This window comes from Butyricicoccus pullicaecorum (genome assembly GCF_002160355.1).
Classification (GTDB): Bacteria; Bacillota; Clostridia; order Oscillospirales; family Butyricicoccaceae; genus Butyricicoccus; species Butyricicoccus pullicaecorum.
In genome coordinates this window covers 152,488-165,527 of sequence record NZ_NFKK01000001.1, presented here as the reverse complement: position 1 = coordinate 165,527, position 13,040 = coordinate 152,488, and the positions used below count along the sequence as shown (strand labels likewise).

11 protein-coding genes are annotated in these 13,040 nt (G+C 56.1%); 6 read left to right on the top strand and 5 right to left on the bottom strand.

The annotated features are described in order from the left end of the window. Positions 1–101 precede the first annotated feature (101 nt). From purC to B5F17_RS00785, 3 genes are all read right to left on the bottom strand, one after another. Positions 102–812, bottom strand: a complete 711-nt coding sequence (purC, locus tag B5F17_RS00795) for a phosphoribosylaminoimidazolesuccinocarboxamide synthase (RefSeq protein WP_016148264.1) — start codon at positions 810–812, stop codon at positions 102–104. Positions 813–874: 62 nt separating this feature from the next. Further along, positions 875–1,366: a 5-(carboxyamino)imidazole ribonucleotide mutase gene (purE, locus tag B5F17_RS00790; protein ID WP_016148265.1), complete on the bottom strand. Its 492-nt coding sequence runs from the start codon at positions 1,364–1,366 to the stop codon at positions 875–877. A 370-nt stretch (positions 1,367–1,736) separates the two neighbouring features. Beyond that, entirely contained in the window at positions 1,737–3,977 is a 2,241-nt protein-coding gene (locus tag B5F17_RS00785; RefSeq protein ID WP_162608035.1) for a glycosyltransferase family 4 protein, read from the bottom strand. A gap of 134 nt (positions 3,978–4,111) precedes the next feature. Between B5F17_RS00785 and B5F17_RS00780 the strand changes: the two genes are divergently transcribed. The 6 genes from B5F17_RS00780 to B5F17_RS00755 all read left to right on the top strand — a co-directional run bounded on the left by B5F17_RS00780 (position 4,112) and on the right by B5F17_RS00755 (position 11,578). Next, complete coding sequence (locus B5F17_RS00780) at positions 4,112–4,363, top strand: TFIIB-type zinc ribbon-containing protein (RefSeq protein WP_016148267.1); 252 nt, start codon at positions 4,112–4,114, stop codon at positions 4,361–4,363. A 26-nt stretch (positions 4,364–4,389) separates the two neighbouring features. After that, positions 4,390–5,838: a lipopolysaccharide biosynthesis protein gene (locus tag B5F17_RS00775; protein ID WP_087369868.1), complete on the top strand. Its 1,449-nt coding sequence runs from the start codon at positions 4,390–4,392 to the stop codon at positions 5,836–5,838. 103 nt (positions 5,839–5,941) lie between these two features. Further along, a complete protein-coding gene (locus B5F17_RS00770; protein ID WP_016148269.1) occupies positions 5,942–6,529 on the top strand; it encodes a xanthine phosphoribosyltransferase in 588 nt (195 codons plus the stop codon). A gap of 152 nt (positions 6,530–6,681) precedes the next feature. Next, positions 6,682–8,004 carry an aspartate--tRNA(Asn) ligase gene (gene aspS / locus B5F17_RS00765; RefSeq protein WP_016148270.1) on the top strand — a complete coding sequence of 441 codons (1,323 nt, stop codon included), beginning with the start codon at positions 6,682–6,684 and terminating at the stop codon, positions 8,002–8,004. Positions 8,005–8,282: 278 nt separating this feature from the next. Next, the gene (locus tag B5F17_RS00760; RefSeq protein WP_016148271.1) at positions 8,283–10,292 is read left to right on the top strand and encodes an S-layer homology domain-containing protein; all 2,010 of its coding nucleotides are present in this window, start codon (positions 8,283–8,285) and stop codon (positions 10,290–10,292) included. A gap of 107 nt (positions 10,293–10,399) precedes the next feature. After that, on the top strand, positions 10,400–11,578 hold the full coding sequence (locus tag B5F17_RS00755) for a YibE/F family protein (protein WP_242968681.1): 1,179 nt from the start codon (positions 10,400–10,402) through the stop codon (positions 11,576–11,578). 54 nt (positions 11,579–11,632) lie between these two features. On the opposite strand, the gene B5F17_RS00750 is transcribed toward B5F17_RS00755, so the two are convergent. Further along, the gene (locus B5F17_RS00750; RefSeq protein WP_016148273.1) at positions 11,633–11,869 is read right to left on the bottom strand and encodes an HPr family phosphocarrier protein; all 237 of its coding nucleotides are present in this window, start codon (positions 11,867–11,869) and stop codon (positions 11,633–11,635) included. Positions 11,870–12,075: 206 nt separating this feature from the next. Beyond that, positions 12,076–12,978, bottom strand: a complete 903-nt coding sequence (locus B5F17_RS00745; protein ID WP_087369864.1) for a helix-turn-helix transcriptional regulator — start codon at positions 12,976–12,978, stop codon at positions 12,076–12,078. Positions 12,979–13,040 lie beyond the last annotated feature (62 nt).

Genomic DNA, 13,040 nt, shown 5'->3' with positions numbered 1-13,040 from the left:
CTGCAACCTCTTAAAACAAACATATCAGGTGGAAAGAAAGGGAGCGTTCCAGCGGCCGCAGGTCGCCGAAACGCATCCGATTGTTTTTCCGTGTTCTGCTCTTACTTGCCCATGACGCGGCGCATGATCTCCTGGTATGCCTCCTCGACACCGCCCAGGTCACGACGGAAACGGTCCTTGTCCAGCTTCTCGCCGGTGGTCTTATCCCACAGGCGGCAGGTGTCGGGAGAGATCTCGTCAGCCAGAATGATCTTGCCGTCCGGAGTCTTACCGAACTCCAGCTTGAAGTCAACCAGAGTGACGTTCAGGTGATCGAAGTAATCCTTCATGACCTCGTTTACCTTGAATGCCATTGCCTTGATCTCATTGATCTCGTCCTCGGTTGCCAGACCCAGAGCCAGTGCATGGTAATCGTTGATCAGCGGATCGCCCAGATCGTCGTTCTTGTAGGAGAACTCAATGGTCGGTGCCTTGAACACGATGCCTTCCTCAACGCCGTAGCGCTTTGCGAAGGAACCAGCGGAAATGTTGCGGATGATAACCTCGAGCGGTACGATGGAAACCTTCTTGACGACGGTCTCACGCTCGGAGAGCTGCTCAACGAAATGAGTCGGTACGCCCTGCTGCTCGAGCAGCTGGAACATGTGATTAGACATGACGTTGTTGATAACGCCCTTGCCCGCAATCTGACCCTTCTTCTGGCCGTTGAATGCGGTCGCATCGTCCTTGTAATCTACAATGTACAGATTCGGATCGTCGGTTGCGAATACCTTCTTAGCCTTGCCTTCGTACAGCTGTTCTTTCTTCTGCATGATTCCATTCTCCTTTTATATCTGGTAAATTAAAAAAAGCAAATTGATCGACCCCGGTGCGCTCAGGCGAACTGTGCGCGTACCTTTTCGTCCTTGGCAGCAACCTCATCGGCCATGTCTGCCTTAAACTTGGTCAGCTGATCGGAAAGTGCTGCATCCTCGATTGCCAGCATCTGTACTGCCAGGATCGCAGCGTTATCTGCACCGTCTACTGCAACGCAGGCAACCGGAATGCCCTTGGGCATCTGCACCATGGAAAGCAGGCTGTCCAGTCCGCCCATCATCGAGGTCTTGATCGGTACGCCGATGACCGGAAGCGTGGTATACGCCGCGATGACGCCGCCCAGATGTGCTGCCTTGCCGGCCGCCGCGATGATCACGCCGAAGCCGTCTGCGCGGGCATTCTTTGCCAGCGTCTCAGCTGCTGCCGGGGTGCGATGGGCCGAAACGACGCGCACTTCATAGGGTACACCGAACGCATCGAGTCGCTTCATGCAGCCTTCCATAACCGACAGATCGCTGTCCGACCCCATGACGATACAAACCTTTTTCATAAGTTTCCTCCTGGCTCCAAAAAATCTTTTTTGCCTAAAAAATAAAATGCAGGCGCGGTTCTTCACCGCTTCCTGCATTTATTCTTAAAAGTATGCAATTCTGCCCTGAAAGCCTGCACGATGGGCTAAGAAGACCGTGCTTTTGGGTACGAAGGTGCGACCGCAGGACGGTTTTGAACCGTTCAGCCAAACATAATTCATGCCGTCACGACCTTTCCCCACGGAATCCGGGCAGTTTATGGAAAACCATTGGTTTCCTCTTGATTCTATTGTACATACCCGGTTCGGGTTTTGCAAGAGAGGTTACCAAAAATCGTACAATTCCACAAAAACGTCCGGACCGCACGCGGTCAGGTTGGTGCGAAACGACTTACCGTCCGGCCTCTGCCGCCTCGATGAGCGCAGCCGCACCGCGGCTGTTCTCGTGCTCACGCTCGCGCAGCAGGGCTGCAGTGGCACGCACTTCCTCGTCGAGCTTGCCCGAGACGCACTCATCGATCAGCGGGCGCAGCTTGTCCGCCGTGACTTCTTCGATCTGAATGCAGGTACGCGAACCGATATATTTGAGGAAGCCGTCGACCTTGATGTCGTAGCTCATACCGATGACCGGTACGCCGCGGCCAGCCGAGAACATCAGCGAGTGCAGACGGATGCCGATGACCGTCTTCATGCGTGCGAGCATGCCGATGGTCTCCTCGATGGGCAGACGGCGCTCGACCATATAATGCGGACAGTGCAGACGGTCAGCGATCATACGCGCCGGGGTCAGGTCGCTCGGGAACTCAATGGGTACAAAAACTGGGATGAGTCCATAGGTCTCGTATGCGTACTCTGCCGCCTTGACGATCTCGTCCGCGACCGCTTCCAAACCGTTCCAGCTGCGCAGACCAAAGCCCAGATACTTGCCGTCCACCGGAATGCCCAGATCTTCCATCACCTGATCCATCTGCGCCTCGCTTGCCGGGTGCAGAATGATGGTCGGGTCAGCTGCCAGCTTGATCTCGGGTTCTACAATGCCCATGCGGGTCAGCTCACCGCGGGACAGGTCATCACGCAGCGTGATGAGGTCGACCGAGCGGTTGATCGTGCGGGTCGTGTGCCTGCGGTTGCCCGGTCGGCGGATGGGGCCGATGCCGCAGCCGTACATCATAACCTTACAGCCCAGCTTTTTGGCTGCATCGAGCGTAAACAGGTAATATTTGAGCGACCGGGTCGAGGTCACGTCCTGCATGAGGCTGCCGCCGCCGTTGATGTAGAGCACCGAATGGCAGAATCGCCACAGCACGGCAAAAATATTGAAGGTGTACACCGCATTGGTGCGATAGAGCAGACGGGTCTCGTCCGGACGGCGCGACATGACCGTGATCGGACGGTCGGGGTCATAAGCGCGCATTTCCTGCACGATACCGCGCAGAATCGCATCGTCACCCGCGTTGCCCTTGCCGTACGCACCGCAAATCACAATACCGTCGCGTCGGGTCTTGGGCTTGTGATACAGGCGCAGCAGCTTCTCATAGTTGGCTTCCTGCGTGCGGCACATGGTGTCGAGCGAGTATTCACGCGTCGCCTTCTCATACAGACGATCGGCAAACAGCTTGCGGCGTGCCGGGTCTTTGCCAAACTTGATGAGCTGCTGGGTCAGCGTCTCGTGGTCACGCGGCTGGAAGATATAGCCGTTTTCACCCGAGTCAATCAGCTCGCTCATACCGCCGACATCCGAGCAGATGGTCGCACAGTGCTCCAGAACGCCCTCCAAAATGGAGTACGGGAAGGTCTCGGACACCGAGGTCAACAGGTTGATATCCATGGACGCAAAAAACTCGTTGACCGGCGATACCCAACCGCAGAACGTCACACGGTCGGCAACGCCCAGGTCTTTCGCCAGATCGCGCAGCATTTTTTCGTCCTCGCCATCGCCCGCGATGAACAGACGCAGCTGGGGCACTTCCTTGACCGCTCCTGCAAAGCCACGCACACAGGTTGCGATATCCTTGACCGCGGTCAGACGCGCAGCAATGCCGCACAGCACATCGTCGGGCGCGATATCTACGTCCCAGTGTTCCTTGCAGTAAGCCGCACGGTCAACACCCTGCATCGGATTGCCGAAATCCATACCATTATAGATGGTGAAAATCTTTTCCGGGTTGAAGCCGCGCGAAATGAGCGTGCGCGCCATACGGTCAGCGACCGCCTGATGGAAGTCCAGAAAGCGCAGCGCGATGGTGTTTGCCAGACCGTTTGTCCACTGCTTGAGCGGATTGCCCAGATAGTCATAGCGATAGTCGGAGTGTACGGTGGTCAGTACCGGAATGTTCATCTTCTTGCCGCGCAGCATCGCACCGACCAGATTGGCCTTGCCGCCGTGACAGTGAATGACGTCAGGCTTAAAGTCCGCGATGATCTTGCGCACCTCATCCCGGCAGTACAGCGGGTTAAAACTCGGAATGACGCGCACGTTGATGCCGTTCTTTGCGGCTTCACGCGGGAACGGGCCGTCGCGGAATGAGATCAGCATGACCTCGTTGCGCTCACGCAGCGCCTGAATGAGCGTCATAATATGGGTCTTTGCGCCGCCGACATCGCCGCCGCCCATCATTTGTAAAATTCTCATGCAGTTCCTCCATGATTGTTTTCTCGTATCCATACCCTATTATACACAATTCCTGCCCGATTGCAATTTCTGTCCCGAGGTGTTATACTAAAAAACAATCAAAAACCTCTGTCCGACACAAAGGATGGTGTATTATGAATTATCGAACCGCTTATTGGCTGTCTATTTTCCTGTGGCTTGCCGGATTCATTCTCCTGATTCTCGGAGGCATTTCCGCGCTTAGCGCACGCGTCCAATGGCCGATGTATCTGGGGTTTCTTGCAATCGTTGCAGGCATCGCAACCGACTTGCTGTTCTACCGCTGTCCGCACTGCGGTAAATCTCTAATCAGTGTCCGGGGTTCGATTCCTTCCTTCTGCCCATTTTGCGGTCGGCCGCTTGATTAGACTATGTTTCAAAAAGGATTCTGCCCATGTCTGAAAAAAACACGATGACGCGCAACGCCATGTTGTTTTTGCCCGCCAAGCTCGCCGAGGGCGTGCTGCTCATGGCGATGTCGTCGCTCTACTCGCACATCCTGACCAAATCGGCGGTTGGTCTGTTCAACGCGACCAACATGATGGTCAACTTTACTTTTCTGCTCATCGCGGCGTGGATGTCCAACTCCAATACCCGCTATGTGGCCGAAGAGTACAAGAAAGACCGGGCTGCCCGCCTGTTCTCGACCATCGCCCCCATCTATGTCCTGCTGTGTGCGGTGACCGGTGCGGTCTGTATCGGTATCTACCTGTTTACACGTGAGACCTATTATCTGCTCGGCGCGGTCATGTTCTGTACCTACTCGGCGTTTACGGTGCTCAACAACACGATGGTACAGCTGTCCATCATCCGTCCGGCCATCATCCTGAGTCTGACTTCGGCTTCACTCAAGCTGCTGCTCGCCATTCTGTTTGTCGGCGGCAAGTCGGGCTTTGACTCCCCGACACCGGCACTTCTGGCAAACATTCTGGCCGACGGCATCGGCTCCATCGGTGCGGTCATTGCGCTGGGTATGCCCCACGTTGTCCGTCTGCGCCGATTCTCGCAGGAAATGCTCAAAAAGCTGCTGGCGTTTGGTGTACCGCTCATGGGCGTTGCACTGTGCACGGCACTTCTGAACCTGATCGACCGTTTTCTGGTTCTTGGTATCTATGGCGACGAGGTATTCGCGGTCTACTCGAGCAACGTGTCCATTCCGTCGTCCATTTTCAACATGCTGTCGGTCGGCGTACTGCGCGGTGTCTATCCCGCTGTACTGCGCGCATGGCGCGAGTCCGGACGAGACGAAGCCCGCGGACTGCTCAACGCCGGTGTGCGTCTGTACATGCTGGTCGCCTTCCCGGCTGCCTTCGGTCTGACCGCAGTTGCGCTGCCGTTTACCCGCGTGTTCTTCGCCTCGGGCTATGATGCCGGTGCACCGGCCATCGGTCTGATGAGCTTTACCATGGTCTTTATGGGTCTGACCGAGTACGCAAACAAGGGCTTTGAGCTCGAGCAGAACACCCGACCGGTCATCTTAAACAGCGCGCTCGCCACCATCATCAAGATCGTGTCCAGCGTCGTCCTCATCCGTGCCATGGGCTTTATGGGTGGTGCGGTCGGCTCGGTCATCGCACTCGCGTCCTACTTCCTCATCACGTCCATCCGCGTGCGCCGCTACTTCATGTGGCATGTGTCCATGAAGTCCTTCCTGCGCATCTTCATCTCGGCTGCCCTGTGCGGTGTGGTTGCATTCGCCTGCACCCTGCTGCCGATGGGCAACCTGTTCCGTCTGATCATCGCCATTGCAGCCGGTGGTCTGACCTATCTCGTCTGCATCGTCCTGTCGGGTGAGGCACGCGAGGAAATGACAATGCTCGTCAAAAAGCTGCATCGTTCGTGAGATTTCGCTTGAAAAGTGTTGAGACAAATGTTATGATAGATATTAACCTAATTTCTTACTTTGACAAATTTCAAACACATACAATTTCCGGGGGTAATGATTGATGCAGTTATTGGAAAATGCCATTTTGGAACGCGGCCGCGTCAAGGACGGCGATGTGCTCAAGGTCGACGCTTTCCTCAATCATCAGATGGACGTTTCGCTGATCAATGAACTGGGCAAGGAGTTCTTCCGCCGCTTCGGTGACCGTGGCGTCACCAAAATCCTGACCATCGAGGCTTCCGGCATCGGAATCGCATGCATCACCGCGCAGCATTTTGGTGTTCCGGTGGTATTCGCCAAGAAAACACAGTCGCGCAACATCGACGGTGAAGTCCTGACCTCGCAGGTCACCTCCTTCACCCACCAGCGCAACTACGACATCATCGTTTCCGCCCGCTTCCTCAGCCCGGACGATCGCGTTCTGCTCATCGATGACTTCCTCGCCAAGGGCAGCGCCATGCTGGGCCTGATCTCGCTCGTGCGCCAGTCGGGTGCAACCATCGTCGGCGCTGGCATCTGCATCGAAAAGGGCTTCGATGTCGGCGGCAAGGCCATTCGCGATCTCGGCATCGATGTGCAGTCGCTCGCTGTCATCAAGGAAATGCGCGACGGCCACATCGTCTTCGATCACGATACCGCCGCAGACTGATCTTCTCAGATCTCCAAGGGGTTTCCGGTTTGGAAGCCCCTTTTTGTGCGTATTTTTTTGCCTTTGGGCTTGATAACACGGGCATTTGTCTATATAATAAGAAAGTAACATTTTTTGAAAATCATAAATCCAGATAGAGAGGCGTAAACACTATGGAGTTTATCAGCACCCCCAAGCAGTATATCGACGCGGTCGAGGATGCTGCCGCTTCGGTCGGCAAGTCTGTCTCCTTCCGCGGCACCGTGCACCGCGTGCGCGATATGTCCGATTTTGCCTTTGTCGTTGTCCGCGTCAACCGCGGCCTGATTCAGTGCATGTTCTCGGGCGAGATCGATGGCATGACCAAGGCCGACATCAAGGACGGCATGGTCGTCGAGGTTTCGGGCAACGTGCGCGAAGAGCCCCGTGCAGAGCACGGCTTTGAGGTCGTTCTGACTTCGGTTCGCATTCTGTCCCGTCCTGCTGAGCAGATCCCGGTTCCGCTGGGCAAGAAGTACCTGGGCATGACCCTGGACGCCGAGCTGCCGCTCCGTCCCATCACCCTGCGTCATCCCCGCAAGCAGGCGATCTTCCGCATTCAGGCTGCCATCGCAGACGGCTTTGCAGAATACATGATCAGCCAGGGCTTCACCCACATCCACACCCCCAAGATCGTTTCTGCCGGTGCTGAGGGCGGTGCGAACATCTTCAAGCTCGACTACTTCGGTCAGCAGGCTTACCTCGCACAGTCCCCGCAGTTCTACAAGCAGTACACTGCTGGTATCTTCGGCCGCGTCTTCGAGATCGGCAACGTATACCGCGCTGAGCGTCACAACACCTCCCGTCACTTAAACGAGTACATCGGTCTGGACTTCGAGATGGCTTACATCGATTCCATGTACGATGTCATGGAGATGGAGACCGGTATGCTCAAGTACGTCATCGAGTACGTACAGAAGCACTGCAAGGAAGAGCTCGAAATGCTGGGCTCCAAGCTGCCGGTCATCGACAAGATCCCGACCGTCACCTTCACCGAGGCTAAGGAGATCATGCTCGAGAAGTTCGGTCACAAGTCTAAGAACCGCTATGACCTCAACCCCGACGAGGAAGTTATGATGTGCCAGTGGGCAGAAGAGACCTACGGCTCTGAGTTCGTCTTCGTCACTCACTTCCCCTCTGCAAAGCGCCCGTTCTACGCAATGGACGATGCAGAGAACCCCAAGTTTGCTCTGTCGTTCGACCTGCTGTTCCGCGGTCTGGAAATCACCACCGGCGGTCAGCGTATCCACGACTACCACGAGCAGGTCAAGAAGCTCGAGGATCGCAAGATGGACGTCTCGCTCTTCGAGTCCTTCCTGATCATGCACAAGTACGGCATGCCGCCGCACGGTGGTCTGGGTATCGGCCTCGAGCGTCTGACCATGCAGCTGCTCGGCCAGAAGAATATCCGCGAGGCTTCCATGTTCCCGCGCGATATGACCCGTCTGGAGCCGTAAAATCTCATACACCGATCCAAAAATCCGCTGGGCTTCCAGCGGATTTTTTTGTCACTTGTGACCACTTGTCTGCCCTTGCCCGTGCACATGCGTGATACCCAAAGTTCACACAATCGACACATTTCCGGTTTCTGTAAACATCGGCCAAAATGTAGGAAAAGTCTTTTCAAATTGCATTGAAACTCCAATTTTCCGGTGCTATACTTGTCCTCGCTGGCGTGAAACACAGATTTTCACGCAATTTTAACGCAACCAAATCAGGAAAAGGGGTAATCCAAATGCATAAGCACAGCAGAGTTTTTGCCGGTGTACTCGGCGCCGCACTGGTCGCCGGTTCGATCTCTCCGGCATTCGCCGCAGACTACAACGACGGCAGCGTCATCGGCAATCAGGCCGACTGGAACGCCTGGGTCGAGGAGTGGAAAACGGTCGCAACCGACTACACCAAGGTTTCTCTGACCCCCGGTGCAGACGAAACCCAGCTGAACTTTGCCTGGTACAGCAAAGATGAGTCCGGCAAGCAGGCAACGCCTGTCGTGCACTTCGGCACCGACAAGAACGCACTGACCGCTTACACCGGCAAGGCTTCCGCAGTCGACACCAGCCTCACCGACGGCGTCGCTTACCACACCAATCAGGTAACCGTCACCGGCCTCAAGGAAAACACCACTTACTACTACACCGTTGAGAAGAACGGCGTACAGACCGAGCCTGTTGTCTACAAGACCGGCAGCTTCTCCAACGTCAAAATGCTGTATGTCGGTGACCCGCAGGTCGGCGCATCCAAGGGTCAGACTCAGGGCAGCGACGCACTGGTCGCAGATGCAGGCGCTGCAAACACCGCAGCCCGCAACGACAGCTTTGGCTGGAACCGCACGCTGGAAATCGCAACCGCACAGAACCCCGACCTGAACTTCATCATTTCGGCCGGTGACCAGGTCAACAAGACCGGTAAGGCAAAGGAAGAGGAGTACGCTGGTTATCTCGATCCGGATGCACTGGCTTCCCTGCCGGTTGCAACCACCATCGGCAACCACGATTCGCTCAACGCCGACTATGACTACCACTTCAACAACCCGAACGAGACCGACAACGGTCAGACCGAAGCCGGCGGCGACTACTACTACTCTTACGGCCCGGGCCTGTTCATCGTGCTCAACACCAACAACTACAACGCTGCTGAGCATGCACAGACCATCGAGGAAGCAACCAAGGCTTACCCGGATGCCGCATGGCGCATCGTAACCATCCATCAGGATATTTACGGCTCTGGCTACGATCATTCGGACACCGACGGTATGATCCTGCGCACCCAGCTGACCCCCATCTTTGACCAGTACGACATCGACGTTGTTCTCCAGGGTCACGACCACACGTACAGCCGCACCAAGCTGCTCTACGGCGACGGTCAGGAGCATGACAGCTACTCCATGCCGCTCAACGAGGACGGTTCCGACTACGACTGGGATCACGCAAAGAATGTTGAGACCGGCGAGCTGTACACCCTGTGGCCGGAAGACGGTGACGCAGAGGGTCAGGCTTCCAAGCAGGCATTCGTCGACGGCAACCAGTGCTATACGATCGAGGATACCACCGGCAACACGGTTGTCAATCCCGAGGGTACCCTGTACATGACCGCAAACTCGGCTTCGGGCTCCAAGTTCTACGAGCTCATTGCCACCCAGCAGGACTATGTCGCAGTCCGCAGCCAGAACTGGCTGCCCAGCTACTCGGTCATTAACCTGAGCGAGGACGCTTTCTCCATCGACACCTACCAGATCACCGAGTCCGGCAAGACCGAGAAGATCGACGAGACCTTCACCATCCGCAAGGATGACACCCAGCCCGAGACCCCGGTACAGACCAACATGACCCGCGCAGACGTTGTCACTGCACTCTACGAGGCAGCTGGCAAGCCGTCGGTTGATGCCGTCGCACACTTCTCCGATGTCGCATCCGACGCTTCCTACGCAACCTCTGTCGCATGGGCTGCACAGCAGGGCATCGTAATCGGCAACGGTGACGGTACCTTCAAGCCCGAGGCTTCCATCACCCGCGAAGAGCTGGCTGTTCTGTTCTACCAGTACGCACAGAAGACCGGCAAGGAAGTTTCGGCTGACGCTTCCAAGCTGAGCGCATGCGCAGACAGCGCAGCCGTTTCCACCTGGGCAAAGGACGGCGCAGCTTACGCCCTGACCGCCGGTGTCCTGACCGCCAAGGACGGCGCTTTCCAGCCGACCGGTACGGTAACCGCTGACGATCTGGCCGCAGCGCTGGCAGCACTCTAATCCGGTTCAAATCCCTTTTTTATCATTCTCCTTTGGCCTCCGCCCCTCGGATGGCCAGCCGCCCCGCAAGGGTCTGACCCCTGCGGGGCGGTTTTTCCATAGTCACCATGAAAGCGAGGATCTTCCCGATGAAAACCGACTCTCTTGCAGCCCGCATCCTGCGCCGCTGGGCGCCTCCCCTGCTGCTACTCATCCTGTTTTTGGGCTTTGTCGTCCACATCAATCAGGTGGACAAGGTCGAGCTGATTGCCCGAACCGGTCAGACCTTTGAAAAAGGTGTGGTCACCGAGATCTTACAGGACAACTTGCAGCCGGACGGCAGCCGCGTGGGTGAACAGCGCGTCAAGGTACGCATGACCACCGGTGTGCGCGAGGGTCAGGAGATCGAAACCACGAGCAGCTCGGGTTATCTGTTCGGTGCGGGCTGCACTGAGGGCATGAAGGTCATCGTGATGCAGAGCGTCGCGGGTGACACCACGATTTCCAGCGTCTACTCGCAGGATCGCGGCATGGTCATCGTGATTTTCGCCGCACTCTATCTGGTCGTCCTGTGTCTGGTCGGCGGCAAACAGGGTGTCAAAGGTGCGCTGGGACTGATCTTCACCTTCCTGTGCATTCTGTACGTCTATCTGCCGCTCGTGTACAAGGGATGGTCTCCCTTCTGGGTGTCGGTTCTGGTCTGTGTCATCACCACCGCAGTGACGCTCTACCTCATCGGCGGCCCGACCAAAAAGACGCTCATCGCCACCGGCGGTACGGTGGCCGGTGTCATCATCGCCGGTATCTCGGCCTCGCTTTTCAGTCTGGCATCGGGTATCACGGGATGGAATGTCTCGGACATTGAAAGCCTGCTGACGCTGTCCAACACCAGCGGTGTTCAGGTCGGCGGTCTGCTGTTCTCCGGTCTGCTCATTTCCAGTCTGGGCGCGGTCATGGACGTTGCCATGTCCATTTGCAGCGCCATCGGTGAGCTGTACGCCCACGACCCCAGTCTGTCCCGTCGTGCGCTCTTCCGCGCCGGTATGCACGTCGGACGCGACATGATGGGCACCGACAGCAACACCCTCATTCTGGCCTTTGCCGGCGGCAGCATCAGCATGCTGGTGCTCAATTACGCCTACGATCTGCCGCTCTTACAGGTACTCAACTCCAACAACATCGGCATTGCCGTCATGCAGGGTCTGTCCGGCAGCTTCGGCATCGTGCTCGCCGTACCGGTCACCGTTCTGCTCGCCGTCCTGCTCTACCCGCACGGCAAGCAGCCGGAGACTTCCAAAGAAGCATGAAAAAACGCCCGGAGGGATTTGATTCCTTCCGGGCGTCTTGTATATGCGGGAAAATTATTCCTCGATCTCGAGGTAGTCAGCCAGATCCTTGAACAGAGCGGTCGGGTCAACGTCGTCCTCGACAACGATCTGCAGGGGCTCGTTCAGAGACAGCAGGAACATACCAAGCAGGGACTTTGCATCTACCTGGCCGGACTTACCGAAAATCCAAATGTCGTAGCTGTATCGGGATACGATCTGGTTAATCTTCTGAATGTCTTCAGTATTTTTTACTTTAATCTTTCTGGTCATGGAATGTTAGCCTCCTTTAAAGCTTGTTCTGATGATCTCTGCTTCCATTATAGTATGAGTCCACCAAAAAAGGAAGTATTTTTTTGCGAAAAACCTATTTTTGTCAAAGGCTTGCCCGGAAGCAGATGAAACCCTTTTCTTTTGTACTTATTGCACAATATAATTGTAAACTTTTTGTGCATAACGCCATGTCAGAAAGTGACATCTTATGGTTCATGCCGTTTGAGCCATACCGATACGATACCACAGAGCAGACCGCCCGTCGCATACACCGCCGCAGCGACCCGCCCGACATCGCTTCTGCCGTTGCCATTGCCAAGGAACAGGTACAGCAGGAAAATAATGGTTGCCGCCATCATAATAATGCCGCACAGTCTGCCCGCCAGAATGTCCCGCGGGTCACTCTGCGCTTTCTCCTCCTCGATCACCGCCTGATTGTACGATTCCTCGACCTGATACTTGGCGTGATCGAGTGCGCCATAGACCAGAAGCCCCACGCCGACCGCTACCAGGACAAGCCCAGCACCGTCCGCCAGCTCTCCGAACACATAATCAGCGGCAATCCAGACGAGCAGCGCGGACAACAGCAGACCGATGCCGCAGACGATGAAGATGGGAAAACGTCGGCGTGCAGCCGCCAACACCTCGGGTGTATAGAAGGGTTCAATGTGCGGATGCTCTTGCTGGTACTGACCGTGCCAGATGCCCGACAGAACCAAGATCAGCACGCCCGGAATCACCAGCGCAAACAGCGCCAGTCCGGCAAGGTCAAACCGCGTACTGATGAGCGCATCCAGCATAGCCGCACCAGCCACGCCCAGAATACACAGCGTCACGCCCACCGAGATCATGCGCGTGCGTCGATTCATGTGACGGTCATACCCTTCGGTGTCCGTGCGCTTTTTCTCGCACACGCTGCCCTGCAGCAAGGTGTCCAAATCGCATCCGAACATGCGGCTGATCTGCAAAATTTTTTCAAGTTCTGGAAAGCCGTTATCCGACTCCCACTTGGACACCGACTGCCGAGTCACTTCCAATTTTTCTGCGAACTGCTCCTGTGTCATACCGCTCTCGGTGCGCAGGAACCTGAGATTTTCTCCAAAGCTCATGTGCTCGCCTCCTTGTGTTTTGTGCCTCTATCTTACCGTTTTCCTCGTGCAACTTCCAGAAA

Coding starts and splice junctions, on each gene's coding strand:
- B5F17_RS00780 (WP_016148267.1), top strand. CDS start 4,112: ATGAATTATCGAACCGCTTATTGGCTGTCTATTTTCCTGTGGCTTGCC.
- B5F17_RS00785 (WP_162608035.1), bottom strand. CDS start 3,977: ATGAGAATTTTACAAATGATGGGCGGCGGCGATGTCGGCGGCGCAAAG.
- B5F17_RS00745 (WP_087369864.1), bottom strand. CDS start 12,978: ATGAGCTTTGGAGAAAATCTCAGGTTCCTGCGCACCGAGAGCGGTATG.
- B5F17_RS00760 (WP_016148271.1), top strand. CDS start 8,283: ATGCATAAGCACAGCAGAGTTTTTGCCGGTGTACTCGGCGCCGCACTG.
- purE (WP_016148265.1), bottom strand. CDS start 1,366: ATGAAAAAGGTTTGTATCGTCATGGGGTCGGACAGCGATCTGTCGGTT.
- aspS (WP_016148270.1), top strand. CDS start 6,682: ATGGAGTTTATCAGCACCCCCAAGCAGTATATCGACGCGGTCGAGGAT.
- purC (WP_016148264.1), bottom strand. CDS start 812: ATGCAGAAGAAAGAACAGCTGTACGAAGGCAAGGCTAAGAAGGTATTC.
- B5F17_RS00775 (WP_087369868.1), top strand. CDS start 4,390: ATGTCTGAAAAAAACACGATGACGCGCAACGCCATGTTGTTTTTGCCC.
- B5F17_RS00755 (WP_242968681.1), top strand. CDS start 10,400: ATGAAAGCGAGGATCTTCCCGATGAAAACCGACTCTCTTGCAGCCCGC.
- B5F17_RS00750 (WP_016148273.1), bottom strand. CDS start 11,869: ATGACCAGAAAGATTAAAGTAAAAAATACTGAAGACATTCAGAAGATT.
- B5F17_RS00770 (WP_016148269.1), top strand. CDS start 5,942: ATGCAGTTATTGGAAAATGCCATTTTGGAACGCGGCCGCGTCAAGGAC.